This window comes from Vibrio sp. DW001, from assembly GCF_029016285.1.
Taxonomy (GTDB): domain Bacteria; phylum Pseudomonadota; class Gammaproteobacteria; order Enterobacterales; family Vibrionaceae; genus Vibrio.
Window position 1 is genome coordinate 325074 of the sequence record NZ_CP091976.1, and the last position, 26028, is coordinate 351101.

The 26028-nt window shown below is 41.5% G+C and carries 26 protein-coding genes and 1 pseudogene; 13 read left to right on the forward strand and 14 right to left on the reverse strand.

Features of this window, described 5'->3' with window-relative positions; genetic code table 11:
- Positions 1–87: 87 nt before the first annotated feature.
- From L3V77_RS18845 to L3V77_RS18860, 4 genes are read right to left on the reverse strand one after another with little or no spacing between them, the layout of a single operon-like run.
- Complete coding sequence (locus L3V77_RS18845) at positions 88–465, reverse strand: MazG nucleotide pyrophosphohydrolase domain-containing protein (RefSeq protein ID WP_275137789.1); 378 nt, start codon at positions 463–465, stop codon at positions 88–90.
- Between the two features lie 36 nt (positions 466–501).
- Positions 502–951 carry a GNAT family N-acetyltransferase gene (locus L3V77_RS18850; protein ID WP_275137790.1) on the reverse strand — a complete coding sequence of 150 codons (450 nt, stop codon included), beginning with the start codon at positions 949–951 and terminating at the stop codon, positions 502–504.
- An 8-nt stretch (positions 952–959) separates the two neighbouring features.
- Entirely contained in the window at positions 960–1337 is a 378-nt protein-coding gene (locus L3V77_RS18855) for a nuclear transport factor 2 family protein (protein ID WP_275137791.1), read from the reverse strand.
- 57 nt (positions 1338–1394) lie between these two features.
- On the reverse strand, positions 1395–1685 hold the full coding sequence (locus L3V77_RS18860; RefSeq protein ID WP_275137792.1) for an antibiotic biosynthesis monooxygenase: 291 nt from the start codon (positions 1683–1685) through the stop codon (positions 1395–1397).
- 216 nt (positions 1686–1901) lie between these two features.
- Between L3V77_RS18860 and L3V77_RS18865 the strand changes: the two genes are divergently transcribed.
- On the forward strand, positions 1902–2405 hold the full coding sequence (locus L3V77_RS18865) for a hypothetical protein (RefSeq protein ID WP_275137793.1): 504 nt from the start codon (positions 1902–1904) through the stop codon (positions 2403–2405).
- A gap of 79 nt (positions 2406–2484) precedes the next feature.
- On the opposite strand, the gene L3V77_RS18870 is transcribed toward L3V77_RS18865, so the two are convergent.
- The 7 genes and pseudogenes from L3V77_RS18870 to L3V77_RS18900 all read right to left on the reverse strand — a co-directional run bounded on the left by L3V77_RS18870 (position 2485) and on the right by L3V77_RS18900 (position 7178).
- Entirely contained in the window at positions 2485–2889 is a 405-nt protein-coding gene (locus tag L3V77_RS18870) for a DUF1801 domain-containing protein (protein ID WP_275137794.1), read from the reverse strand.
- The gene (locus L3V77_RS18875; protein WP_275137795.1) at positions 2841–3653 is read right to left on the reverse strand and encodes a type I phosphomannose isomerase catalytic subunit; all 813 of its coding nucleotides are present in this window, start codon (positions 3651–3653) and stop codon (positions 2841–2843) included. Before L3V77_RS18875 ends, L3V77_RS18870 begins: the two co-directional genes overlap by 49 nt.
- Positions 3654–3695: 42 nt before the next feature.
- On the reverse strand, positions 3696–3884 hold the full coding sequence (locus L3V77_RS18880) for a TRAP transporter large permease subunit (RefSeq protein ID WP_275137796.1): 189 nt from the start codon (positions 3882–3884) through the stop codon (positions 3696–3698).
- Between the two features lie 64 nt (positions 3885–3948).
- A pseudogene (locus L3V77_RS18885) lies at positions 3949–4870 on the reverse strand (IS5 family transposase).
- Between the two features lie 85 nt (positions 4871–4955).
- Positions 4956–5216 carry a hypothetical protein gene (locus L3V77_RS18890; protein WP_275137797.1) on the reverse strand — a complete coding sequence of 87 codons (261 nt, stop codon included), beginning with the start codon at positions 5214–5216 and terminating at the stop codon, positions 4956–4958.
- Between the two features lie 298 nt (positions 5217–5514).
- Positions 5515–6276, reverse strand: a complete 762-nt coding sequence (locus L3V77_RS18895; RefSeq protein WP_275137798.1) for a DeoR/GlpR family DNA-binding transcription regulator — start codon at positions 6274–6276, stop codon at positions 5515–5517.
- A gap of 14 nt (positions 6277–6290) precedes the next feature.
- Positions 6291–7178 carry a PfkB family carbohydrate kinase gene (locus L3V77_RS18900; RefSeq protein WP_275137799.1) on the reverse strand — a complete coding sequence of 296 codons (888 nt, stop codon included), beginning with the start codon at positions 7176–7178 and terminating at the stop codon, positions 6291–6293.
- A gap of 239 nt (positions 7179–7417) precedes the next feature.
- Here L3V77_RS18900 and yihU point away from each other — a divergent pair, with 239 nt between their 5' ends.
- From yihU to L3V77_RS18940, 8 genes are all read left to right on the forward strand, one after another.
- Positions 7418–8311 carry a sulfolactaldehyde 3-reductase gene (gene yihU, locus L3V77_RS18905; protein WP_275137800.1) on the forward strand — a complete coding sequence of 298 codons (894 nt, stop codon included), beginning with the start codon at positions 7418–7420 and terminating at the stop codon, positions 8309–8311.
- Positions 8312–8358: 47 nt separating this feature from the next.
- Positions 8359–9420 carry an aldose epimerase family protein gene (locus tag L3V77_RS18910; protein ID WP_275137801.1) on the forward strand — a complete coding sequence of 354 codons (1062 nt, stop codon included), beginning with the start codon at positions 8359–8361 and terminating at the stop codon, positions 9418–9420.
- 583 nt (positions 9421–10003) lie between these two features.
- Positions 10004–11251 carry an AGE family epimerase/isomerase gene (locus L3V77_RS18915; RefSeq protein ID WP_275137802.1) on the forward strand — a complete coding sequence of 416 codons (1248 nt, stop codon included), beginning with the start codon at positions 10004–10006 and terminating at the stop codon, positions 11249–11251.
- A gap of 248 nt (positions 11252–11499) precedes the next feature.
- Positions 11500–12360, forward strand: a complete 861-nt coding sequence (locus L3V77_RS18920) for a class II fructose-bisphosphate aldolase (protein ID WP_195706147.1) — start codon at positions 11500–11502, stop codon at positions 12358–12360.
- Positions 12361–12654: 294 nt separating this feature from the next.
- Positions 12655–13185: a TRAP transporter small permease gene (locus tag L3V77_RS18925; protein ID WP_275137803.1), complete on the forward strand. Its 531-nt coding sequence runs from the start codon at positions 12655–12657 to the stop codon at positions 13183–13185.
- Positions 13186–13196: 11 nt separating this feature from the next.
- Positions 13197–14486: a TRAP transporter large permease gene (locus L3V77_RS18930; RefSeq protein WP_275137804.1), complete on the forward strand. Its 1290-nt coding sequence runs from the start codon at positions 13197–13199 to the stop codon at positions 14484–14486.
- 69 nt (positions 14487–14555) lie between these two features.
- Positions 14556–15605: a TRAP transporter substrate-binding protein DctP gene (gene dctP / locus L3V77_RS18935; protein WP_275137805.1), complete on the forward strand. Its 1050-nt coding sequence runs from the start codon at positions 14556–14558 to the stop codon at positions 15603–15605.
- A 189-nt stretch (positions 15606–15794) separates the two neighbouring features.
- Complete coding sequence (locus L3V77_RS18940) at positions 15795–17801, forward strand: alpha-glucosidase (protein WP_275137806.1); 2007 nt, start codon at positions 15795–15797, stop codon at positions 17799–17801.
- A 143-nt stretch (positions 17802–17944) separates the two neighbouring features.
- Here the strand turns inward: L3V77_RS18940 and glpK are convergent, their stop codons facing one another.
- Entirely contained in the window at positions 17945–19453 is a 1509-nt protein-coding gene (gene glpK / locus L3V77_RS18945; RefSeq protein WP_275137807.1) for a glycerol kinase GlpK, read from the reverse strand.
- Positions 19454–19830: 377 nt separating this feature from the next.
- Here glpK and L3V77_RS18950 point away from each other — a divergent pair, with 377 nt between their 5' ends.
- Both L3V77_RS18950 and nrtS read left to right on the forward strand, forming a co-directional pair.
- Positions 19831–21456: a PAS domain-containing sensor histidine kinase gene (locus L3V77_RS18950; RefSeq protein ID WP_275137808.1), complete on the forward strand. Its 1626-nt coding sequence runs from the start codon at positions 19831–19833 to the stop codon at positions 21454–21456.
- Positions 21457–21497: 41 nt separating this feature from the next.
- A complete protein-coding gene (gene nrtS / locus L3V77_RS18955) occupies positions 21498–21746 on the forward strand; it encodes a nitrate/nitrite transporter NrtS (RefSeq protein WP_275137809.1) in 249 nt (82 codons plus the stop codon).
- A gap of 12 nt (positions 21747–21758) precedes the next feature.
- Here nrtS and L3V77_RS18960 read toward each other — a convergent pair whose 3' ends face one another.
- Positions 21759–22448, reverse strand: coding sequence for a haloacid dehalogenase type II (locus tag L3V77_RS18960; protein ID WP_275137810.1), 690 nt, complete (start codon positions 22446–22448; stop codon positions 21759–21761).
- A gap of 188 nt (positions 22449–22636) precedes the next feature.
- Here L3V77_RS18960 and L3V77_RS18965 point away from each other — a divergent pair, with 188 nt between their 5' ends.
- A complete protein-coding gene (locus L3V77_RS18965; RefSeq protein WP_275137811.1) occupies positions 22637–23260 on the forward strand; it encodes a DsbA family protein in 624 nt (207 codons plus the stop codon).
- 126 nt (positions 23261–23386) lie between these two features.
- On the opposite strand, the gene L3V77_RS18970 is transcribed toward L3V77_RS18965, so the two are convergent.
- A complete protein-coding gene (locus L3V77_RS18970) occupies positions 23387–24238 on the reverse strand; it encodes a putative porin (RefSeq protein ID WP_275137812.1) in 852 nt (283 codons plus the stop codon).
- A 514-nt stretch (positions 24239–24752) separates the two neighbouring features.
- Between L3V77_RS18970 and L3V77_RS18975 the strand changes: the two genes are divergently transcribed.
- On the forward strand, positions 24753–25883 hold the full coding sequence (locus L3V77_RS18975; protein WP_275138258.1) for a site-2 protease family protein: 1131 nt from the start codon (positions 24753–24755) through the stop codon (positions 25881–25883).
- The last annotated feature ends 145 nt before the right edge of the window (positions 25884–26028 follow it).

A 26028-nucleotide genomic window follows, 5' to 3' on the forward strand; every position in this document is an offset into this window, starting at 1 on the left:
CGAACAACATTACGTTTGCACTGGAACGACGGCGAGTTAGTAAATATTTTGTCTTAACTCGTCGGCATTAATCGTAGCGAGGATCATTTATTGAACTTTATTTCTCTGCGCCTGCTCGTTCGCTAACACGATGTTCTGTAATTCTTTTATCTCTTGCCATTGCTTGCCACCTTCAATACCAGAAACGCGCTGTTCATATTTTTGACACGCGCGTTTTAATACTGATTCAACACTCACACCTTTTTCTTCTTCTAGAGCAATAAGTGCATTAACGTAATCCCACAATACATCGCCAAGTTCATCTTCGAGATAGCACACTCTACCTTTAGGTAACTCTTCTATTACTTCGTCCACTTCATTCTTGATTTCATTGATATAGGTTTCAGCGCCATCCGCCCAGCTACTTGTTTTATCAAACGTGGCTTTACGTTGTGCAATATTGAGCAGTGTTTCAAACGCTTCCATACTTTCTCTCTTGTTCATCAATCGAGTAATTGATACTTAGTTAAGATACTTTTGCCAATGCAACAAACTTTTAAGTACCACTTGGTGATCTTCAAATCCACATCTAGCATACAGTTTTTTTGCTACATGATTGTCGTCGTCTACTTCTAAAGTAATCTTAACCATATCGTTTTTTCGAGCATATTCTTCAATAGCCCCGAGCAAATTTTTTCCTAACCCTGCCCCTCTAAAAGCATTCGCAATCATAAAATCATGGATATTAAGTACAGGCTGAGATCGATAGGTAGAAAATGACTCAAAACAGACGGAAAAACCGGCGGGATTTTTATCTACATACAAAATAAAGCCTATAAAATAGGTAAGCGACGAGAGCCTATCTACGATATCTACTGCGACTGTCGAACTATACTCTAGAAACAACCGCTCAAGATCTTGCCTGTGCTGACTATTTTCTGAGTCAAAAGACACTGTTGTTATGTTTTTCATTCCTAACCCTATACGAGGTTTTTTACCCATTGAGCTCGCCACTGAGGCGCTTCGTAGTCATCCGGCCAAAATTCAACTTGCTTACTTATTAAACCATTCTGCACTGTCGAGAATGTAATAGCTCGTGCTTTAACGCTACCATCAGAAATAGACACATCCGTCACAACGACATCGCCTTCGCATACTATGGCATTAATCACAAATTCCCAGCGCCCTTCCGCAGGATAAGCGGTATTAATTGCCGCAAAGTTTTTACGGCCACAAATTCGTTCTAACGACTGGGGCCACTGCCCTTCGAAATCTTCTGTTAACCATTCACTGGCCGCAACAAAATCATTACTTCGCATGGTTTCCCAAAAAGCTAACACTACTTGTTTTGAATTCATCCCTAATCCTATAAAATCTATCTTGTGCTGATAATGCCTAATTGTTAACCCTATCTACTATGGAAAACTATAACGCCTTTGTATTTCGACTACCTCAACCACATACGATTGATACCACTTTTCTTTTCCAAGTTTTTGGGCAACAGCATGTTGCGCATCATTATGCCATCGTTGAATATCTTGCTCAGACTCCCAATATGAAATGGCGATCTCCTGACCGCCCTCAGATGCTGCAATAAAATCTAAGCAACCGTATTTCGAAAACGCCAGTTCTCGCATAATAGCCACCATAACAAGATAATCCTTATCTTGTTTACCCACTTTTGCTTTAAAAATCACCGCAAACATAACGCTTCCTTTTTTGCTCAATAACAACATACCGTTACTTCGGGCCAACGGTTATTGTCTGTCTGTTTTTCATCATCTTCAATATTTTATTGACATTGCTTGTTACCAATTTCTTCCCTTAAGCGCATAATGATAAAAGGTAAATCAAGTAAATGTAAACCAATCAACATACATAATAGATATTGGTTAGATAGTTAAGTGAATTTAAGGTGACGTATGAAGCTACTAGCGGATAAAACTGGTGAGCAGTTCTTGACTATTCTTGAACAAAACGGAGACAATCTTTTGGTTCAATTCATATCAAATGAAGGGATACCAAAAGGACAACCATTCAAGGACACTCTCAGTGGGTTGTTGCTTGCAGGTTGGTCTCACAGGATGACATCTACCGCTATTGGTTGGTATCGATTTGTACATGGCTATTTAGAAGATGCACATGTGAGCTACGCACTGCATCGGCTTTTCCCATGGGGCCGTAAGGTAAAGCTCCCGACTGGTGAAACTGGTCGTATTGCTAGTTACGCGAACACCAACTCCGACGGCTACTATATGTATCTTTCTCCGGATGATGAAGGTGAACTCATGCGAAGGAAAATAACGCCGGAATGGGTGTTGTTACCGTCTGAGAAATTGCTTGCCCTACCCTATTTTCCGAAACCAAAAACACAGGAAGAGATAGATATTATAGATAATTTTGACGAATGGGCGGGTGGATTCTGATCGAAGATCGAATAACGCGCCAAATCATGAGTAATCACCTTTGTCGCTTTCTACTTTCTACTTTCTACTTTAAAGTAGATTACGCCCCTAATAAAGGCAGGTGTTTAACGCTTTTATAAATAAACGCTAACTGAATACAGTGTCTGATAATGTCCTCTGGCAATGGTTCATTGAGATTAAGCACTATTTCTCGATTCCCTTGAAAATGAAGCGTATCGGAATACAATTCTCTATAGGTATCAATTAGCTTCGTTTTACAGTTGAAATACAAACAGTATTGCTCCGGCGATTTCGCTTTCCAATCCATACGAATTGCGCTTCCTCCTTTGACCAGATAGCTTGGCTCCCCCCATTTGAGACTTTCTTCAACATCCGCTAACCCTAAAGATCTGGCCACCTCAAATACCAAGGTTCTTAGCTCCGTCATTCTTGTTTTTACTTCTGATGGATAATGATCATATTTGGCTTGGATATCCGGATGCATATAAATATAAACGGCCTTAAGTGATTTTTGCCTATAGTGTAGCGGAAGATGAATGGAAAACAAAAAAGGGGCTTCAAAAGAAACAGAGTCATTAAGCCTCGGTCACAACCTGAACCATCGCCGAAATAAGCTTTATTAATCCAATATTCTGGTTCGTCTAAAGGGATACATTGATCTTTCGACCTAGCCTCTAAGTGAGCTAATAGAGGTAGTAACAGACTGTCTAATACTTCTTGTTCTGCATACATCAACCATTCAAACGTACTTTGAGTACCCTCAGCTTTCTGATGACGAGCGAGTTCAGAGAAAAACGGGTAGTGATTGAATCTTTCTACAATTGTGTCGTGATCGCAGAACCCATGAGCTAACCAGCTAGACGTAAGCGCTACCATCATTTCAGGTTTATCATTGCTATCACGATAGGTCCGTTCCGGTGCAGTCTGTTCTATACCCGCTTCATTCTGACGAACGAAACCTTCAAGTGCTTGCTGCTTAGTTGGATGAACCTGAATAGCAAGCATTTCATTAACGTCGAGCACTTTCATTAAAAATGGAAGTGGGTAACCCGGATTACGCTCTGATAAATCTTGAACAGAGTCGTTATTGGTCAACCAGTCAAGCAGACTTTCAGAATTACCGTCAACACCTAATAACGTAGATGAGTTGTCAGGATGAGTCCCTAACCACCATTCCGCATAAATTTGTTGATCTGGATTTTCTAATTGAAATAATTGAGGGATAAACGTCTTCCCCCCCCCATGCATAATGTCTCGGTTTCCCGAATATTTGATAAGTCGTATTCATAGTTATAACCACATTGTCGAGATAAACGGCACAAAAGTAACAAGAATCAATGAAACTAACATACCTAACACCAGCGGAAGCGCACCCTTAAATACCTGAGGTACAGAAGTATTACTCAGTTGATTTGCGATAAATAAGTTACCGCCAAATGGTGGAGTCACAAAGCCAATGCCTAAGTTAATGATCATCATGATACCGAACTGATAAACGGCTTTGTTTCCTAATTCGAATTTAGATGAAAAAGCTCTAACACAGCTAGTTATTAGACAATCGTAATCGTTTAAGCATACCTAACCCCGTCAGCTTATTTAACGCTTTTATCATGGCGTAAGTTTCCCCAATCTGGGCATTGTAATTCGTTAAGCTTAATGTCCCACCGAGCAATTTCTTCACACAGAACATCGCCGTTTCTGAGAGTGAACGTTTATGGTAACCATACCTCGTTTTCCAATGCTTATTTGAACCGTATAGCTTCTGGCAACCGACTGCTAGGTTACGAGGATGACCTCGCTCCCAAAAAAGCCGCCCCTTCTCGGTGGAATGAGTGGGAGGGCTCGTTTGATGAGAATAGAGCCGTAGCACGACCTTGTGTAAGATCCATCGCCAGATATCTCATTGATTCTTCGGCGAGTCTGTTTGAGTAAGTTAGGCAGCACTTCACCGTCGGCCACATTCGACAGACTTAATTCAGCGGCAATGATTTCATACGTGTCTGTATCGACCGCTAAATGTAGCTTTCGCCAAACTCGACACTTTCCGTCAGTGCCATGCTTTTTTACTTTCCACTCGCCTTCCCCGTAGACTTTCAGCCCAGTCGCATCAATAGCTAAATGCTGGATCGTTCCCTTAGTCTTCGTCTTGAATGTGACGTTAACCGTTTTGGCCCGCTTGCTAATGCATGAATAATGAGGGCATGACAACGGCAGTTGAACAAACTTGAAAACAGAATTAATGAATCCTTGCAGACCTCTCAACTTCATTGAGAATACCCGTTTGACCATAAGAGCCGTTGTAATCGCTAAGTCACTAAACAAACGTGGCCTTCCACGGTGCCTTACTTGACCTGTTTCCAGTGCTGGATTGCCTCTTCATCAATCCAAAATGTCAGCGAACCACGATTAATTAGAGCTTGGTTATATTGCTTCCAATTGATTGTTTTGTAGCGGGGGTTGGTCATTGGTCTAAGTATGTGAGTGAACTTAGATGATCTGTTTGTAGTTTTAAGCGTTAGTTCCCTGATTTAGGAAACAAAGCCTATTGGATTAGTACTTTCTCTGCGAGACCAGTGGTTGCTCAAACAGCCCGCGTTCCACACCTATTTTCCCGTTAGCGAATGCTAAAATACCTGCTGCACAAGTCCCAGCGGTTACAATTCCACCAATAATAGCATTCATTGCATAAGCACTTGATGGAACGGTAAACGAAGCGACGATAATCACAAAACTGAGTACCATCAGACCTTCCAGAAAAAATAAGACACTGTATTTCTCAGTCGTCGTTTCGAGTTGTTGATTATTTTGCATGAACCACCCTTTGTATAACGTGCAACATTCTGCACTAAAATTATATTATTGTACTACAATTGATGATGGCATCATTTTAGGAAGGATCGGTCTGGTGTTGGTCAAGATTTTGTAAATTTCCTGTTTGTAGGTGAATGTACATAACTATTTTGCTAGAGGCGTCGACTGAACAACGATAGAAGATCCACTTTCACGTCATTCTTATTAAAATGACGATAGCTTTATGTTTTTTGGAGTACAACGCGAAAAAGGGAGAGTATTCACTCTCCCTTTAAAATCAAAGCTGGGTTAGCTTAAGCTATCCTTCACAAACCTCTAATCTCACATTGGTCTGATTTAATACTTCTTGGATATAGGCAGGCGGTTGCTCATCTGTGAAGAAAACGGTCGCTTCACGAATATGTCCCAACTCAATCGACCCTTTCGGCGTGTATTTGGTTGAATCTAGCGCTACAAATACATTTCGAGCCGACTTCATAACCGATTGGGCTACCGCGGTTTCATTTAGGTCATATTCTAATAAAGTACCATCCGAATCAATAGAACCAGCACTCGTGATCAAATAGTCAAAGCGGAAGTGATTGATAAAATCGAGGGCTTCAGTTCCAACAATTCCGCCATTGGTCGCACGAATTTTTCCACTTGGAATAAGTACATCAAAGCTTTTATTGCTATGCAGTACATTGGCTACACGCAGAGAATTAGTTATGATTTGAAGGTTACTCTTCTTAAGCAAGTGCGTAGCAATAATCTCTGCCGTCGTGCCGATAGTTAGGAAAACCGTCGAGTTATCAGGGACCATATTTGCTATTCGTTCACCAATGGCATTTTTCTCATCGGTTTCGGATACTTTACGAATTTCGTAGTCTAAGTTTACTGTGCTAGAAGGAGAACTCGCGCCTCCATGATGTCGCACAATTAATCTTTCATCGCTTAACTTTTTAATATCCCGTCTTATTGTTTGTGTAGAAACTTGTAGAGTTTCTGCCAAATCTTCAACGGTACAGTAACCCTTATCGATAACTAATTGTAATAATTTGTCTTGTCTAGGATTAGTCATGATAAACCTTATTATTATTTGTTTATATCGGCGTTAACGATTTCCCTACTTGGAATGCCCTCACGCCCACCTAATTTGGTGCATTTTAAAGCCGCAACTGTGTTTGAAAAAACAACAGACTGCCTTGACTCCATTTGCTCTGAAACCGCAACTGCAAAGGCTCCGTGAAAAACATCACCAGCACCAGTTGTATCGACGACATCGACAACTTTACCTTTCTGGTGCTTAAGTTCACCATCTTCTAACCAGTAACAACCTTCGGCTCCGACGGTAACATAAACTTTACCTTTTGTCCTTTTCTGAGCAGTTTTTAACCCTTGAATTGGGTCATCTGTCTCAGTAAATTTAGCTAAGCCCGGCTGAGAAAAGGCAACATGATCAGCAAGTTCCACTAATTCTGAAATAGAGTCGGGTGAAAGATCGGCGTCCAACACTGACGGAATACGATATTTTCTAGCCTGTTCTAGCGCATACTTTGCACCTTCTGGCCAACGCACATCACAAAGTATGGTTGAGTATGTAGAAAAATCGACAGACTTTAGTGGCTCTATGTCACGGCTAAGTGATTTATCTTGATAATTAATAATCATACGTTCACCTTCATCATCCACTAATACAGCAGAAAAGGCTGACGAAGCACTAGGAATGTGTATTGATTTCGTCACGTTTACGCCGTAACCAGCTAACTCTTCAAGCATCGTTTTAGCGACTGAATCACCACCAACACGGCCGATAAAATCCACTTCATGTCCTAACTTGGCCACTGCCACAGCGGCGGTAGCGGCGGGACCACCACCTATCTCGAAATAATCTGTCGCTACAAATTTACCACCCGACGTCGGGAGTTCTTTTACTCGTTGCACTCTATCGAGCACAGTAATTCCAAGGCACGCTATTGGCATTGTTTGATTCTCTTTTATTAATCACCTATCTGAATGTACGTGGAATTTGTATACAAAGACAGACAAGCGTAGGACTACAGTATGATTACATTATAGGAAAACTGTCGATATCTACTGGGAGTACAATCACAAAACAACAACAAATGAACACAAAACAACAAAATGTGACATTGATTACAGTAGTTTTTGACGAAAACGTTATATTGACCGCAATCCCAACACGCAAAAAGGAACAAATCATGTCAACTATCGGCTTTATCGGTCTTGGTCAAATGGGCAGCCCAATGGCGGCAAACCTAATTAAAGGCGGTCACTCTCTAAAAGTTTTCGATATCAGCGAAGACGCAGTGCAAGCGCTAGTAAACCAAGGTGCGGTAGCAGTTGCTTCTCCAGCAGAAGCCGCTACAGACGTTGAGTTCATTGTCACTATGCTGCCAAACGGTGCTCTAGTAAGAAATGTAATATTTGGTGACGACGGAATTACATCAACCATGAGCAATGAAACGCTATTGATTGATATGTCCACTATCCACCCATTCGAAACGGATGCACTTGTAAAAGAGATGGCAGATAAAGGTTTCAGCATGATGGAAGCGCCTGTAGGCCGTACGTCTGACCACGCAATAAAAGGCGAACTTCTTATCTTAGCGGGCGGTTCTAAAGAACAGATTACTAAAGCGCAGCCTCTTTTCGATTGCATGGGCAGTGAAACTATAGACGCTGGCGGTGCAGGTAAAGGCATCCGCGTAAAAATAATCAACAACTACATGAGTATTGCACTCAACGCGTTATCCGCAGAAGCCATCACGCTGGCAGAGGCTATCGGTCTAGATTTCGATACAGCAATGGCAGTAATGAGCGGCACTCCAGCAGGTAAAGGACACTTCACTACAACGTGGCCGGGTAAAGTTTTGTCTGGCGATTTATCTCCAGCGTTTATGGTTGACCTAGCACATAAAGACCTCGGCATCGCACTTGATTTGGCTAACCAAGTTAATGTTCCAATGCCATGTGGTGCTGCTTCTCGTGAGCTTTATAGCATCACTCGTGCTGCAGGCCGTGGACGTCAAGATTGGTCTGCGATACTGGAACAACTACGTGTTACTTCTGGTCTAGAACCAAAGATTAAATAATCACGCGTTAGCAAATTTCATTATCAATACTAGCAGAGGCCAATAACGTGGAACTTACCATTACCTCTTGGGGGGCTGTAGAAGGTCAGGACAAACCTGTTCAACTTTTTACACTGACCAATAAAAACGGCGTGAAGATATCGGTCACCAACTATGGTTGTATCGTCACTTCAATTGAGACACCAGATCGAAATGGCAACGTAGCCGATGTCGTTTTGGGATACGAAAGCTTAGAGAAGTATCTTAGTGGTCATCCATTCTTTGGTGCCATTGCTGGCCGTTTCGCTAACCGTATCAAAGATGGTAAGTACGCTTTAGATGGTGAACAGTTTCAACTAGAAACCAATGAACCACCTACCGTACAACATCTGCACGGCGGTTTAATAGGATTCGACAAATACGTTTGGGATTACTCGATTGAAGAGGCGCAAGAAGGAACTTTCGTCCACTTTAGCCGCGTGTCACCTGATGGTGAGTCCGGTTACGGTGGCACATTGAGTGTTGTTCATACGGTTGGTCTAGATGAAGAAAATCAGGTTCACTACAATTTTAAGGCCACGACTGACAAGCCAACTGTTGTTAACCTTGTGAACCATAGCTACTACAATCTCGGTGGCCATGATTCCGGCACAATAGACGACCACGCATTAAAAATTCATGCTGACTTCTATACGCCAGTTGCGGAAAACATGATCCCAACAGGCGAAATTTTGTCCGTTAAAAACTCTGGACTGGACTTTACCTCAATGACAACGATTCGTGAGAATAAGCCTAACGTTCCGGATGGTGCATATGACCACAACTACATCTTGCACAATCGAGAGGTGGAAGGTGAATATGTTTTAGCCGCCGAATTATATGAGCCAAATAGTGGCCGTTTGATGGCAGTGCTAACCACCCAACCTGCGATACAGTTCTATAACGGTTCCAAGTTATCTAACAAACCTTGGTTTGCTCGTAATGGTTACAAGTATGAAGCGTTTGCCGGCATGTGTTTGGAAACGCAACACTACGCCGATAGTCCGAACCAAACCCACTTTCCGACAACTCGCTTGAATCCAGGCGAAATTTTCGAAGAAAAAACGATCCACCGCTTCAGCATTAAATAAACGGCAGTTTTAACAACACATGTAAAGACGCTCATCATTGAGCGCCTTTTTTATAGAGCTAAAAATACCAGTCCCCCTTTGTAACGCTGTCCGGCTAGGTTATCTATTCCTGTGATCCTCACAAAACCAGCGTCATCTCCACGAAAGTGTCGATCTAAACCCACCCAGATTCTCTTTTTCACGGGAATAACGAGCAGTCAGAGTACTGACTTAACTGTATCGAATACGATGTTTTCTCTGTGATTGATTGTGTTTTAGTGCTCATTAATGTCCATTTGTGATTGTTTTTGTAAAAAATGCTACATAACTAACAGATTTAAAATCTACAACCTGATAATTTCAGTCATAACAGACAGTAAACAGAATCACTCAAAACGCCAAGACATGAATAACTAAGCGTTGCCCCATGATGTCGGGGCTATCTCAACTTAAAACACATCATAATTGTTGTTTTGCTTTCGATATTGACCTTTACTGTATTTAATTAGAACTTAACACACACCTTTACTTTCAAAACTGTAATTACTTGGTTTGTTAAGCTTCGCTCTATCTTATTATTTGTTTTCACTAGAGGAAATATTGTATGAAGTGGATTAACACCAGATCCCATAATTCTTGGTTAGAAACTGAAACAGATCGAATTTTTGATTTTGGAAGAAAAGCGGTAGTTCCAAATGGATTTGGTTGGGTCGGCAATAACGGCAGCATTCGTGAAGAAATGGGAACACGACTATGGATCACGGCAAGAATGCTACATTGTTATTCTCTCGCCGCTTTAATGGGTCGCCCAGGCGCATATGACCTTGTTGAACATGGTATTGCTGCATTAGAAGGGCCATTGAAAGATAACACCCATGGTGGTTGGTACGCCACGATAGATAACGAAGGCAACGGTATTGTTGATGCATCAAAACAAGGCTATCAACACTGCTTTGTTTTATTAGGTGCCGCAAGCGCAGTAACCACTGGGCACCCGCGTGCTCAAGCTTTATTAGATGAAGCGATTAAGGTTGTTGAGCAATACTTCTGGAGTGAAGAAGAGCAAATGTGCCTTGAGTCTTGGGACGAAACATTCTCAGAGACGGAAGACTATCGTGGTGGTAACGCCAGCATGCATGCCGTTGAAGCCTTCTTAATTGTTTATGATGTAACAAAAGATACAAAGTGGCTAGACCGAGCACTGCATGTTACTGAGTTTATGATTCACAAAACAGCAAAAAGCCTCAACTATCGTGTTAATGAGCACTTTGACTCTAACTGGAATCCGTTGCCAGACTACAACAAAGAAACACCGGCAAGCCACTTCCGCGCTTACGGTGGTACCCCTGGTCACTGGATCGAGTGGGGACGCCTAATCTGTCATCTTCGCGCGACACTACTAGAGATTGGAGCAGAAGCACCAGAGTGGTTGTTAGAAGATGCCAAAGGCCTATTTGATGCAACCGTTCGAGATGCTTGGTCTGTTGATGGCGCACCGGGTTTTGTTTACTCCGTTGATTGGGACGGCAAACCAGTTGTACGTGAACGTATTCGTTGGACACCTGTAGAAGCGATTGGAACCGCTTATGCGCTTTACACCGTAACGGGTGATAAGAAGTACGAAGAGTTCTATCAAACATGGTGGAATTACTGCCGTACTTACCTGATGGATTATGAAGGTTGCTCATGGTGGCAAGAGCTTGATTCGAATAACGTAGTTTCAGCCAAAGTATGGGATGGTAAGCAAGATATTTATCACCTAATGCACTGCTTAGTGATTCCACGACTACCGTTAACCCCAGGTTTAGCACCTGCACTAGCAGCCGGGCTATTGGATCAAGACATGAAGTAAATTTCCACCACTTTACTGGCATTTTATAGTTGGATATTAAGAGATGATGGCGTGTAGCTGTCATCTTTTTTTTGTCCCCTTCTAAGAAAAGGCAGTCGACTAACTCGTAGAGTGACAAGATGTGTTCTAGCACTCACTTTTGTCCATTATTGATTGTTTTTGTCGTAAAATGATACATATCTAACAGAAATGAAATCAAATGACTGATAATTTCTACATTATCAAACAAATGAAGAGGATTATCTCAAATGCCTTACCTATCCGGCAAAACAATGATTAAAGAAGCGTGGGAAAACGGCTACGCTATCGGTGCATTCACAGCTCACAACCTAGAAACCATCAAAGCGGTACTTCTAGCAGCGCAAGAAGAGCAGTCACCTTTTATGTTGCAAATTGGTCAAAAAGCCATTAACGAAATTGGTATGAAACCGCTTCGTGACGCAGTAGATTCTCTTATTCAACACCACAACATCACTGTTCCAGTCTGTATTCATCTCGACCACAGCCGTAAGTTTGAACAGTGCATGGAAGCGGCAACACGTGACTTCCAGTCACTGATGTTTGACGGTTCTGCGCTACCTTTCGAAGAGAACATCCGTATAACAAAAGCGGTGGTTGAAGTAGCAAGAGCGCTTGACCTTGGTTCAGAAGGTGAGATTGGCAAGATCGGCGGCACCGAAGATGACATCACTGTTGATGAAAAAGACGCGATGATAACAACGGTTGCTGAAGCACTCGATTTCTCTGAGCGCACAGGTGTTGATTATCTAGCAGTCTCTATCGGTACTGCTCACGGCGTGTATAAAACAACACCAGAACTTAAGTTTGACCGTCTAACTGAAATCAAAGATGCAGTGAAAAAACCTATCGTTCTACACGGTGGTTCAGGCGTGCCAGATGATCAGGTTATCGAAGCGGTTAAGCGCGGTGTTGCAAAGATAAACGTGGATACTGAGCTGCGTCAAGGCTTTATCAAAGGCGTACAAGCACACTGGGCTGACAACGAAAATGACTTTATTCTTGCAGACGCAAACAACGCCGGTATCGCCTCTATGATGGAAGTGGTTAAGCACAAGATCCGCCTGTTCGGTTCAAACGGTAAAGCTTAATAAAAGTCACTCTTATTTAGGGAGTTCGCTCCCTAAATAATGTCAGAAATGTGACATGAAATATGCAGATAATGACAAGCATTGTTTGGATGTGAAAAGCATCACGGTCAATTTTAACCAAAATGCTAAAATTTCGCCAAACAAAACGGATAATTAGTAAAAAATAAGCTTAGTCATAAAGAGCACAGGAAGTGCTTAATAGGCGTGAACTAACTCTACAGAATATCAGCCCCAAATTATTGATTTAATTATAATAAGTCAACGTTTGCAATGCTAAGTTCTAATGGTGACTCTATGTTTAAGAGTATTGAAAACGCGTTAAATAAGATTAACGCACCTATAGCAAATTTTACGGCTCAGTTATCAGGTATCTTATTATTAGTAATGACTGCCATCGTACTACTTCAAGTCGGCTGTCGTTATATATTAAACATCCCTTTAAGCTGGACTGATGAATCATCACGTTTTCTGATGATTTATATGACTTATCTGTGTCTACCTATCGTTTATTTGCGTGACCAAAACATCGCGATGACATTTATAACAGACAAGTTTAAGAATATGCGTGTTTACCACATTTTTATGATAGTCGCACACGTTGCTGCTCTCATTTTATTCACAATCTGGATCTACTACGGGTACATATTCTTTACCACCGGTGGCGTAATGGCAGATAGCGTGCCAATCCCGATGTATACCATCTACATCATCCCACCTGTGATGTTGGCGTTGTCATGCTTAACTGCTTTTGAAAAGTTAGCAGCGTCGATACACAATTTCATCCATTTTTCTGACCACACAAAGTCAGTTGAAGTAACTGGATAGGACGCCGTATAATGATTTCTCCGATTTTCCTCGTCTATTTCATGACATTCTTGCTCATCGGTGTGCCCGTTCTTTTTGCACTCGGTCTTTCACCAATCATCACGTTTGTTCAAGATGATCAAGTTTTGTTTATTAACATGCTTTATCAACGACTTTACTCTGGTCTTGATAACTTCCTTTTACTTGCTTTACCGTTCTTTATGTTGGCTGGTGAGTGCATGTCGAGCGGTGGTATTACACCTCGCATCGTTTCGTTCGCTCAAACCCGTGTTCAACATATGCGTGGTGGCTTAGGGCACGTCGTTATTATCGCAGCAACGATGTTTGGTGCATTGACAGGCTCTTCTGTAGCGGCGACGTCAGCGATAGGTAATATGCTTATCCCTGAGATGAAAAAGTACAAATACGATCCGGCCTATGCAGCGGCGTTAACCGCAGCAGCAACCGTATTGGGCACTATCATCCCTCCATCCGGTATCATGTTAATTTACGCATTCGTAATGAATACGTCTGTTGCAGCAATGTTCCTTTCCGGTATTGTTCCTGGATTGATTTTCTGCCTAGGTTTGATGCTGGTTAACCGTTTCCAAATCCGTCACTACCCTGACATTCAACCCTTTGAACGTGCATCTAAAGAAGAGCGTCGTAAGAGTATGAAGATGGCGATATTGCCTCTAATGACTCCAGTGATTATTCTTGGCGGCATCTATGGCGGTATATTTACACCAACAGAAGCGGCGGCAGTCGCCGTACTGTATGCCATTATTCTGTCGGTTTATATTCTTAAAGTAAGCACTGTTAAAGCCACATATGCTCTATTTGCAAAAGTATCGGTCAACGCAGCAGCGATTTTAATCATTGTCGCCGCAGCAAGTGGGTTTGCTTCTGCTATCAGCTTCTCTGGTATCTCTAATAGCGTTGCAGATTTCTTTAACGGCATCACTGACAACCCTTATTTACTGTTCTTCATCATTAACATTTTCCTATTTATTGTAGGTATGTTCTTGGATGCGGGCCCCGCGATTCTAATCTTCGCGCCAATCATTGCCCCTATCATGATTGCCGCCGGTATCGACCCAGTGCACTTTGGTGTGGTCATGGTGTGTAACCTTTCTATTGGTTTAGCAACTCCACCTATGGGTCTCGTACTCTTTGTAGCTTCCGGTGTATCTGGTGTACCGCTACAACATATTTCGAAGGCGATTATTCCTTTCCTAGCAATAGAATTTTTAATCATCTTCTTAATTTCGTTCTTCCCTAAACTAGTTATCGGCTTACCGCAGCTACTAGGGGTTATGTAACACCCTCATTGATATACGTGAAATAAAAGCTTTAGCTTTATAATAAAATATATTTTAAAGGAACATAATATGAAAAAAACACTACTTGGATTAGCAACTACAGCAATTCTCGCTTCTGGCGCTGCAACCGCTGCAGACTACAAATTAACGGTACCGCACGTATCGAACCTAGATAGCTATAACCACCAGTCTCTACTTGTATTCAAAAACTATGTTGAGTCTCGTTCTAATGGTGCTATCTCTGTAGATATCTATCCTTCAGGTCAGCTATGTGGCAATGCTAAAGAGTGTCTTGCAGGTATCCAAGCGGGCATGTTTGATTACTTCCAAACGACTATCGCTGAGCTAGCAAACTACTGGCAGCCAATTGGTGCATTTGACTTACCTTATATGCTTCCAAATGACCGTATAGCTGAATGTGTATACGATAATGAAGAATTCCTAGGTGACGTGCGTGGCAACATTTTGAACAACGCTCCTAACTCACGTCTAATGATGGTTTCTAACTCAGGTGGTTGGCGTAACATAGCAACAACGAAAAAACAAGTTAAGACTCCAGAGGATCTTAAAGGCCTGAAACTACGTACTGTACCGGCTAAAATTCAGCAGGAACTTGTTAGAGAACTTGGTGCAGCACCAACACCTATCGCGTGGCCTGAAGTATATACTGCCCTTTCAACAGGTGTTGTAGATGGAACTAAGAATGGTATCGTCGATATCGTACAAAACCGTTTCCAAGAAAGCCTGAACTACATCATTCTTGATGGTCACGCATACATGGGTGGTGCTTGGGTATTCAACGACAAGAAATTCAAGTCGTTCCCAGACGAGTTAAAGCAAGTCATTGTTGATGCTATCGATGCTCAGAATCAATACCTACGTTCTTATCCTAAGCACCGTGAATACACCGCTTACGAAGAGTTCAAAAAAGCTGACGGTACAGTTTATAGCCCAACGGCTGCAGAGAAAGCTGAATTCCAAAAAGCGGCTGCGCCAGTACGTGATTACTTCGCAAAAACAGCTGGTGCTGACGGTCAAGTATGGCTAGAGCGTTTCCAAAACGAAATCAAAACGTGTGAAGCTAAGATCGCAGCGGAATACAAGGTTCAGTTTAAATAAAAATAGTATTTAACTGGTAGTAACTATCCCTCCCTAATCTGGGGGGGATTATTTCAAGGTAACAACAAATCTATAGGTTATTTATTTTTATGTTATTCATATTTAAAAATATAAATAACATAAAAATAAGCAACCTTAAATTAAGCGATTTAATTAAACCGTTCCCTCTTACAATTTCGGAGCTATATAATGGACGTATCTTACAACGACAGTGCTTTGGTTATTACACATAAAAACAGAACTGTATTCAAGCACTCGGCTCAAAGCCCATCACTATTTTTAGGCGTCGGTGAAGCAAACTACGATATGTATCGTGGTAACTTTGATATTACTGATTACGTCACCGAGAGATTACCTCTTCGTCAATACTCTGTTGAAAAAATCGACGGCAAGACGGTAATTACATTTAACTTTGATAGTCAGCCAGCCATTAAAATGTTGGTATCCGAAACCGCTGAATCTCGATTAAAAGCAGAATTCGAAGCGCTTGATCCTAAATACAACCGCTTCTGGCTTCGCATAGCCGCAACGGAAGAAGAGAAAGTATATGGATGTGGTGAACAACTTACCTACTTCAACCTTCGCGGTAAAAATTTCCCATTATGGTCTTCAGAACCAGGTGTCGGTCGTAATAAGGACAGTTACGTAACGTGGCTCGCCGACACAAATGACAAGGCGGGTGGCGATTACTACAACACCAACTATCCTCAACCTACATTTGTGTCTGACAAAAAATACTTTTGCCATTTAGAAACTACAGCTTATGCTGATTTCGATTTCACTAACGCCGATTTCCATGAGCTTCAATGTTGGGATATTCCAGAGTACTTGCTTCTTGATTGTGAGGAATCATTCCCATCGCTTGTTGAAAACATCACTGGTGTATTCGGTCGCCAGCCAGAGCTACCTGATTGGGTTACCAATGGTGTCATTCTAGGTATTCAAGGTGGTACAGATATTACACTGGAGAAAATTGAAACAGCAAAAGCCGCGGGTGTTGAGGTCGCTGGCGCATGGTGTCAAGACTGGCAAGGCATCAAGATGACTTCATTCGGTAAACGGTTACAGTGGGATTGGCAGTGGAACAAAGATCTTTACCCAGAACTCGATACCAAAATTCATCAGCTTAAAGGAGAAGGCATTCGTTTCTTAGGCTATATCAATCCGTACGTTTTAGAAGATTTCCCTCTTTATAACGAAGCGGCGGAAAAAGGTTACCTCGCGACTAAGCAGGACGGTTCAAAATACGTCGTCGATTTTGGTGAGTTTTATTGTGGTGTGGTTGATTTTACTAATCCAGATGCTTGCGAATGGTATAAAGGCGTCATCAAAACAAACATGATCGATTTTGGTCTTGATGGCTGGATGGGTGATTTCGGTGAATACTTACCAACAGACTGTAGTCTAAGCAACGGCGTTAGCGCTGAAATCGAACACAACAAATGGCCTTATCGTTGGGCGAAAGTCCAGCATGAAGCGATTGAAGAATCGGGTAAGACAGACGACATCTTATTCTTTATGCGCGCTGGCGGTGCTGGTATTCAAGGGAAGTGTCATGCTTTGTGGGGTGGTGACCAATTAGTTGATTGGTGTATTGATGATGGCCTTGCGTCCGTTATTCCAGCGGCACTGTCGTCTGGCTTAATGGGTAACGGCATCCACCATAGTGATATTGGTGGCTATACAACGCTCCACGGTTGTAAACGTACTAAAGAGCTATTCCAACGCTGGACTGAAATGGCCGCGTTCACACCGATTATGCGTACGCATGAAGGTAATCGCCCTGGTGACAACCATCAGTTCTATACCGATGCAGACACATTAGCGCATCTAGCGCGTATGACTAAGATCTTCAAGCATCTTAAGCCATACATTAAAGCCGCCTCTAAAGAGAATGCTCAAAAAGGCATGCCTGTTCAACGTCCGCTATTCATGCATTATGAAAACGACACGGAAGCGTACGAAATCAAGTTCCAGTATCTATTCGGTCGGGATTTACTCGTCGCCCCTGTATATAACCAAGGTGAAGAAATTAAGAAGGTTTATCTGCCGGAAGATGAATGGGTACACGTATGGAGTGGTAAGACATTCACTGGTGGTTGGATTGAAGTTGATGCTCCAATCGGTCAACCTGCTGTGTTCTATCGCAAGGCATCCAAAGATGTTGACCTATTGAGCCAAATCGCTACTCTCTAATCCAATAACCAGAGAGTAAAGACGACACCACCTTCAATGAAGGTGGTTTTTTTATATCTAAATACCAGTAATAAATCGTCATACACGTGACAACTAGAATCTTCTGACCATTAACGGGTAAAAATAATCGCGTATATCGAGAATTAATGTTCCGCGTCAGACCAAGCTCGTACTGCTTTCACTGCTCTTTTCCAACCATTATAACGTTTCGCACGTTTATCCTCATCGTTTGCAGGTCTGAAGGTTTTATCGATCTCAGATCTATTTTTAACCTCTTCAATACTATCCCAGTAGCCAACCGCTAAACCGGCTAAGTAAGCGGCGCCCATTGCTGTCACTTCGGTCACTTTTGGACGATGAACGTTGGTGTTCAGAATATCGGCTTGATATTGCATCAAAAAGTTATTCGCTACCGCACCGCCATCGACGCGCAAATCCGTTATCTTGATTCCTGAGTCAGCTTGCATCGCATCGATAACGTCACGACATTGATAGGCAATACTCTCTAAGGTTGCTCTGATGATATGGTTTACACCTGTACCTCGAGTCATCCCCATAATAGTTCCACGAGCATAAGCATCCCAATAAGGAGCCCCTAAACCAGTAAACGCAGGGATAACATAAACACCATTTGATGAATCTACTTGTGTAGCAAAATACTCGGAGTCTTTTGCATTTGCTATCATCTTCATTTCATCACGCAACCATTGAATAGACGCTCCAGCCATAAAAACAGAGCCTTCAAGTGCGTACGTCACCTCGCCTTTTGGACCACATGCCAATGTGGTTAGCAAGCCATTAGACGAGGACACTTTATCTATGCCTGTATTCATCAGCAGGAAGCAGCCCGTTCCATAGGTGTTTTTCGCTTGACCAGCTTCGACACACATCTGTCCAAATAATGCCGCTTGTTGGTCTCCCGCTATACCCGCAATAGGTATACGTGTGCCACCTTTACCGCCCAAGTTGGCTTCGCCATAAACCTCCGAAGAAGCTTTAACCTCCGGCATCATAGAAAATGGTATCTCGAACTCAGCCAATATTTTACGGTCCCATTCTAGGGTATTAATATTGAAAAGCATGGTTCTCGATGCATTGGTGTAATCAGTAACATGCACTTTACCTTGCGTCATCTTCCAAACAAGCCAGGTATCAACGGTTCCAAACAGTAATTTACCCTCTTCGGCTTGTTTACGAGCGCCTTTAACATTGTCTAGGATCCATTTCACTTTAGTACCTGAAAAGTAAGGATCGAGTACCAATCCCGTATTCTCTCGCACATATGCCTCAAACCCTTCATGCTGTTGATACTCTTCACAAATGGCGGCCGTTCTACGACATTGCCAAACAATCGCGTTATATACCGGTTTACCCGTCTCTCTATTCCAAACAATGGTTGTCTCGCGTTGATTCGTGATACCAATTGCCGCGATCTGCTCTGTGGAAATTCCCTGCTGTATTAACGCTTCGATAAGTGTTGTTGTTTGAGTGGCATAGATTTCTAACGGATCATGTTCTACCCATCCAGCTTGAGGATAGATCTGGGTAAACTCCCTCTGAGCGACACTGACAACATTCGCATCGTGATCTAAAATAACCGCTCTTGAACTCGTGGTTCCTTGGTCAATTGCAACTATATATTTGTTATCCATATGAAGAACCTTCGTTTTCTGTGCTTTATCTTTTACTGAAATTATAACAGACACCAAACGCGCACAAATATGAGTGCCAAAATCGACGCCGGCTCCTTAAGTGAAATAGTTATCATTACGAAACCTTTATGCAGTTTACTTATAAAAAACAGACCTTCAATACCCAAACGCGCCCCAAAACGCGCTTTACTTCACATTTATCTAACTTGAATGAACATGTTTTTATGTTCGAACGAAAAAAAGGAACACGTTTGAAGCAAACCAACCCCCGCACTTAGCATTATTAAGTCTATTTTTGAAAAATAATGCTATTTACGGATGCCCGGTATTTCAACAACATAGGGGCAATTAATGCTAATAACTCAAGGTCTTCAAAGATGTTGTTTTCGCAAAATTGTTTAGATATCACTATGCTCTCCAATCTGATTGCAGATAGCATCAATAATGAAGAGCAGCTCCATCTCATATCCAACATTATTGATGATATTGAAGCCGTGATGTGTGCCAAGGATACGGAAGGTAGGCACTTCATTGCCAATAGGTGCTATGAACGAAGCGTAGGGATTGACAGAGAAAACGTATTTGGAAAAACAGACGAGGAAATATTTTCATTTTCGCCTGAAACAGCAAAAGAGATCAGAGAAAAGGACTTACAGGTAATGCGCAGCAAGAAAAAAAACGCATTTGAGGAAAAAGTCCCATGTTCGAATGGGGAAATAAAATATTATCTCACGATGAAATCACCAATTATGGATTCAAATGGTAACTGTGTTGGTCTCATGTGTCTTGCTGTAGACATCAGTAAACAAAAAATGCTGGAACAAAAATTAATGGGCGCAACCATGGCCAAAAACCTTTTTTTAGCCAAGATGAGCCATGAGATTCGCACACCTATTAGCGCCGTCGTTGGTTATATCGACCTTATTAATCATTCTGACCCATCAATGCACAAAAAATACCTCAACAATATATCGACATCTGTCGAGCACCTATTAAATCTGGTCAACGATATTTTGGATATCTCATCAATCGAAGAAAATAAAATACATTTAGATCACAAAAAATTCAATTTACTCGAGATATTAGAGAGTGTTATTTCCACCCTGAAATTCAAAGCGAACACATGCAAAATAAAAGTCATCACTAAGATAAAACCAGGCCAAAGTCATCACTTTGTTGGCGACGAAACCAGAGTCAAACAGATTATCTTGAATCTCGTCTCCAATGCCGTTAAGTTTTCCAATGGAAAACCGATTGAAGTTAGAATATCGGTCAATCACAGTAGATATGATGGTAAAAAGAAGATATCAATCATCGTGAAGGATCAAGGTATTGGACTAAACACATCGAATCGAGAAAGAATCTATCAAGCCTTCAGCCAACTAAGAAATTCCGACCACTATTTTGAAGGAACAGGGTTAGGATTGGCGATAGTAAAAGAGCTCTCACAACTGATGAACGGCTCGATAAAATTCTTTTCAGAGGAAGGGCACGGAACGCTTGTCGCAACAGTAATTCATCTAGAAGAGTCTTACCACACAAGCCAGCAGGTCCCCAAAGTCACCATGTACGACTCTAGCAGTAGTAAATTGCTAAAAAATAAAATTATCTGCATCGCAGAGGATCAAACATTCAATCGAGAGATTCTCAAATTAATGGCACAAAGTGAAGGTGCTGAGGTCATTGCATTTGCAGACGGAGAACATCTAATTAAGGCCGTGAAATCGAATAGTTTGCCACCCGGCATTGACTGTTTCTTAATTGATATTCACATGCCTATTATGAGTGGCGTCGAAGCCTTAACCCTATTACGAGAATTTGCAGAATACAAAAACACACCCGCCTATTTCGTCACTGCAGATGCTGTACAGGATAATCTCGATCGCTATTGGTCTAACAACTACAACCTCAGCGGAATCTATTTAAAACCACTCAAGCGACAAGAGCTTATCAATTGCGTAAATGGCAACATTGAGATAGCCTCAATCGAAGGGGCGAACTGATCGCCCAGTTATATAGCTCGGTTTAGAGGAAAACGATTATAATGTCAGGACAAACAGCCACAAAAAAAATACTCAATGCCGCCTTTTCTCCGTTGATAGTTAAGCGTTCACTAAAAGTGTCCGCCGTCGTCGGTACTATCCTTATGATGATCAACCACGGAGAGGCACTGCTGATGGGAAACATTGATACGCAACGGGCAATCAAGATTGCACTCAGCTATTGCGTGCCCTATCTCGTATCAACCTATTCTGCCGTTTCAACCACAATAGAAAATCAACGTAACCAATAACCAATTTTCAGGTTACTTCAGCAACAACTGATGGCGCTGCAATACGGCTTGTAGCATGGATAAATTTGACACTGTTGCCGTTGGTTCAATGCCCCATGGGTCAAATATCGCTTCCTCCGATCGCTTAACCCACGTCGCTTGCATGCCAACGGAGATCGCGCCGATAACATCAAATGGGTTGCTAGATATCAGCCACGCCTCATTATATTTAGTTTCTGATTCACGCAAAAAATGAGCATATACCGCAGGATTCGGTTTGAAGGACTGTACGTCATCGCAACTCACTACACCATTAAATAATTCACTGATCCCCGCAGATTCAAGCAACTGATTTACCGCTATTTGGCTCCCATTAGAAAACGCAAACAGGCGAAAACCAGCCTGGTTTAGTTGCTTCAAGGCGGTAATAACATCATCAAAACATGGCAATGTTTTGTAACTCTCTAATAGCGTTTTTTTCTGTTCTGTAGTTAATTCAATTCTATGAAACTGACAACTATAATCGAGGGCATTGGCGGTACAAACGGCAAAATTCTGGTAACTTTGCATCAAACCTCGTCTGAATGAATATTCAAGTTGCTTGTTTCTCCATGTATGAGAAAAAGCATCTGCTTTGTTCCCCATAAACTTCTCTAAGATTGATGTAATCCCATGAGTATCAATAAGTGTTCCATACACATCGAACGCAAGTGTCGTCGGCATTGAGTTCTCCTTTTTGAGATCATAATATCTCGAATTTTATTTAACTTTCCAAGTAGACGCGACTAAATGTAACTTAACATGTAAGAGAAAAGTACGACTTTATCGATTTGACTCACCTGAAATCAAGAGTAATTACAATCTCGACAATTTTTGTTACCGTTAACCAACATCTTAAAAGGAATTGATCTATGGCTTCTTCAGTAAAACTCTATTATGTGTATGACCCCATGTGTTCTTGGTGCTGGGGATATAAACCCACGTGGACGGAAATCGAGAAACAGCTTTCCGAACATCTAGAGATCGTTTACGTAGTTGGAGGGTTAGCACCAGATTCCGACATACCAATGCCAGAAGAAATGCAGCAACAAGTGGCTTCGTACTGGAAAAAAATCGAAGACTACTTAGGTACCGAATTTAATCATCAGTTTTGGAAAAATAATACCCCTCGTCGCTCAACCTACCCAGCTTGCCGAGCCACCTTAGCCGCGCGAAAACAAGGTGCTGAAAAAGCGATGTTAAGTGCCATTCAAAGCGCCTATTACCTAGAAACGCGTAACCCCAGTGATAACGACACGCTCATTTCACTCTCTGTAGAGATAGGGTTAGACAGTAAAAAATTTACAGACGATCTTCTATCCGACGGATTAAATCAAGAGCTAGTAGCTGAGATCGCTTTCGCCCGTTCTATCGGGGGAAATAGCTTTCCGTCTTTGTTTGTAAGATCAAATGACAATATTATAGAACTCCCTATTGATTATCAACGCTCTGAAGAGACTATTAGCCAAATAATGAAAGCGTGCAATACAGATTAATGAAAATCAGTGAAATATTTTAGATATCAAGCAACTGACCATAATTTATATAGAATAGGTTAATTGCTTGATATCAATAATCTATCAGCATTTAAATAATCTGAAAATAGAGGGTGACCGTAATATTTAGAAACGCGTACTGAATCCAACTTTAACTATATCAGCATCCGATGTATTACCTTGTATGTCTATATTAGATAAATTTCCGTAAACGGAAAAACTATCAGTAATATAATAACTTGATTTTATTGTAATTCTCGATCCAGAATCATCGTTAGAACCATCATCTGAGTTAAATATGGCGATATCCAAACCAAGACTCAGTTTCTTATTGAAATAATAATCACTACCTAAAGAATAGGTATGATAGTCTTCGTAATCACTTTCTTCACGATCACTGTAAGCATAATGACCATATAAACTCACTGAAGAATCATCTTCTAAAATAAATAAGTATTTGTATTTTAAAAGAAAAGTATCAGTGCTCGAAGTGATTTCATCATTATTAGATCCTGATAATACATCATATTCACTATCGCTATAACTGAATGTAAGCAGTGAATATTCATTGGTGTAATATCCTATTTCAAGTTTTGTCCTATCAGTAATTCGATCGTATCGAATTATGTTATCAAAACTTTTCTCTAGGTAGTCTACTCCCACAAATAGATCATAATCTCTAAATAAGTATCGACCACCAAGTCCCCATGTTTTAAAGTTTTCACCTAGTGTTTTGTCCGCGAATCCATATTTTGCTGATATATCAGAACTTCTATTTAAAAATGTGGCCTCAGCTAATGGTCCGGTATTGGTATTAAATGCGTCAAAATAATAAATCACATCGACTAAAGAAGCGTGAACATCTCTATTTTCGTAATTTTTGGAAGTAAACGAAGCATCAACTTCAGTGTTATATGTATTCGCTATTGCATTGTTATTTGCAGTAGCGATGAGGATCAAAAACGCAAGTTTTTTCATTACTTTTCTCTTATATTAATAAACTGTAAAACCCAGAATACCTACCTGAAATTCAATCTTTTTTCATCTCAAGTAACCAATACCAACCTTATAAAACGACCTTCAATCATGCCCTAGCCGGCTTAACTGTTACGATAACGTCACATAATGAGTACATATTAACAACATGATAAAAATTGCCTATGCAGTTTCCGCAAGCTCCACAAGTGATAGGCACATCCTTCTATATATCCATACTACGGATGCGGGCGGATAATGGGTTGATGACAGAAACACCAGTATAGTGAAATGAGGTCAAGGATTAGACTCATTCCACTAAATAACTGGTCAGGTAAGAGGGTTCGACGGAGTGAACATAAATCGACTATCTACCAAGAAATCAAACTACTACTAGATAAACTGTCTCATGCAGGTATCATCCTAAGCAGGAGTCATGAGCGCTTCTTTTTGGCAGCGTAATCCTGACTCTTCCTGCACTAATGCAAACCGGAATGAGATAAAGAAAGAGAACACATTGGAATTATTAAATATCGACTGTTTAGGTAAACCACTTCGTCTAGAAGGTTCGATGGCTGGTTGGCAACAACTTTTTTGGGACAACAATGTCGTTTCTGTTATGCCGGCATCGGTCGACTACCAAGGCATTAAAGAGCATCAGTTTGAACTTCAAACGCAACCAGCAAGCATTGCAGAAACAACTGACCCGTCTATGGAGACGACACGAATACAAACCATTACTGTACGCTTGGTCACGGATTTAACGTGGCAACCGTTTTCGATTCGCTATCAGCTTTTTGTAAATAATGAACTGGCTTTCCAAGGTAATCGTGACACCAAAGATATCGAACAACAGACGCCCGTTACACCTATCAAACAACAGAAGAAACTCAGCGTAATTGGCCTCACCTCGCTAGGCTTCAAGCTGCTGAAAAGCGCCAAACTCATTAAAGTTGTGCTCGTTGGAGCTAGTGTGGCCGCATATTCATGGTTATTTTCATTGCAATTTGCTTTAGCTCTTATTGCTTGCCTGGTGTTCCATGAATATGGCCACATTCGAGCAATGAAGTACTTTGGAATGAAAACCAAAGGCATTTACCTTATCCCCTTCATGGGAGGACTTGCCCTAAGTGATGAACGTATTAACACCCGTTGGCAAGATGTGGTCATCTCAATCATGGGGCCAACTTTTGGCCTGTTGATGTCGGTGCTCTCTCTTATTGCTTACTGGGTAACCGATTTGGATTTTTTTGCGGGTCTTGCCGCTTTCAATGCACTGCTGAATCTCTTTAATCTGTTGCCTATTTTGCCGCTTGACGGGGGTCACATTTTAAAAAGCATCAGCTTTTCTATGAACTCTATTGTTGGGTTATCATTGTGTATTGCAGGTGCTGCCTTTGGTGTATATTTGAGCTATACGTTAAATCTGACCCTACTCGGGCTTATGTTATTAATTGGCAGCGTTGAAATTGTTTTCGAATGGAAAGCCCGCCACGTTAGCCACTTATTACCATTAGATAGATCTGGACAAGTTTTTTCAGCGTGTTGGTACTTTATTACCGTGACCTGTCTAATTGGTATTATTTGGTATTTAGCGGGCAGCGGCAATGATATGCTTGGATTGCCATTAAAGATTCTGCAAAGCTAAAGCAGGCTTAGATCTAGCGATTCTATTTCGCCTCGCTTTTAATCACTATTGAACGACGATACTCTCATCAACAGTACGCCGTTCGGTCTGACACACGTCAGGCCTTTGCATGGTCATTTACCATTCTGACGAACCCACATCAGGT

Coding starts and splice junctions, on each gene's coding strand:
- L3V77_RS18845 (WP_275137789.1), bottom strand. CDS start 465: ATGGAAGCGTTTGAAACACTGCTCAATATTGCACAACGTAAAGCCACG.
- L3V77_RS18850 (WP_275137790.1), bottom strand. CDS start 951: ATGAAAAACATAACAACAGTGTCTTTTGACTCAGAAAATAGTCAGCAC.
- L3V77_RS18855 (WP_275137791.1), bottom strand. CDS start 1,337: ATGAATTCAAAACAAGTAGTGTTAGCTTTTTGGGAAACCATGCGAAGT.
- L3V77_RS18860 (WP_275137792.1), bottom strand. CDS start 1,685: ATGTTTGCGGTGATTTTTAAAGCAAAAGTGGGTAAACAAGATAAGGAT.
- L3V77_RS18865 (WP_275137793.1), top strand. CDS start 1,902: ATGAAGCTACTAGCGGATAAAACTGGTGAGCAGTTCTTGACTATTCTT.
- L3V77_RS18870 (WP_275137794.1), bottom strand. CDS start 2,889: ATGCATCCGGATATCCAAGCCAAATATGATCATTATCCATCAGAAGTA.
- L3V77_RS18875 (WP_275137795.1), bottom strand. CDS start 3,653: ATGCATGGGGGGGGGAAGACGTTTATCCCTCAATTATTTCAATTAGAA.
- L3V77_RS18880 (WP_275137796.1), bottom strand. CDS start 3,884: ATGATGATCATTAACTTAGGCATTGGCTTTGTGACTCCACCATTTGGC.
- L3V77_RS18890 (WP_275137797.1), bottom strand. CDS start 5,216: ATGCAAAATAATCAACAACTCGAAACGACGACTGAGAAATACAGTGTC.
- L3V77_RS18895 (WP_275137798.1), bottom strand. CDS start 6,276: ATGACTAATCCTAGACAAGACAAATTATTACAATTAGTTATCGATAAG.
- L3V77_RS18900 (WP_275137799.1), bottom strand. CDS start 7,178: ATGCCAATAGCGTGCCTTGGAATTACTGTGCTCGATAGAGTGCAACGA.
- yihU (WP_275137800.1), top strand. CDS start 7,418: ATGTCAACTATCGGCTTTATCGGTCTTGGTCAAATGGGCAGCCCAATG.
- L3V77_RS18915 (WP_275137802.1), top strand. CDS start 10,004: ATGAAGTGGATTAACACCAGATCCCATAATTCTTGGTTAGAAACTGAA.
- L3V77_RS18920 (WP_195706147.1), top strand. CDS start 11,500: ATGCCTTACCTATCCGGCAAAACAATGATTAAAGAAGCGTGGGAAAAC.
- L3V77_RS18925 (WP_275137803.1), top strand. CDS start 12,655: ATGTTTAAGAGTATTGAAAACGCGTTAAATAAGATTAACGCACCTATA.
- L3V77_RS18930 (WP_275137804.1), top strand. CDS start 13,197: ATGATTTCTCCGATTTTCCTCGTCTATTTCATGACATTCTTGCTCATC.
- dctP (WP_275137805.1), top strand. CDS start 14,556: ATGAAAAAAACACTACTTGGATTAGCAACTACAGCAATTCTCGCTTCT.
- L3V77_RS18940 (WP_275137806.1), top strand. CDS start 15,795: ATGGACGTATCTTACAACGACAGTGCTTTGGTTATTACACATAAAAAC.
- glpK (WP_275137807.1), bottom strand. CDS start 19,453: ATGGATAACAAATATATAGTTGCAATTGACCAAGGAACCACGAGTTCA.
- L3V77_RS18950 (WP_275137808.1), top strand. CDS start 19,831: ATGTTGTTTTCGCAAAATTGTTTAGATATCACTATGCTCTCCAATCTG.
- nrtS (WP_275137809.1), top strand. CDS start 21,498: ATGTCAGGACAAACAGCCACAAAAAAAATACTCAATGCCGCCTTTTCT.
- L3V77_RS18960 (WP_275137810.1), bottom strand. CDS start 22,448: ATGCCGACGACACTTGCGTTCGATGTGTATGGAACACTTATTGATACT.
- L3V77_RS18965 (WP_275137811.1), top strand. CDS start 22,637: ATGGCTTCTTCAGTAAAACTCTATTATGTGTATGACCCCATGTGTTCT.
- L3V77_RS18970 (WP_275137812.1), bottom strand. CDS start 24,238: ATGAAAAAACTTGCGTTTTTGATCCTCATCGCTACTGCAAATAACAAT.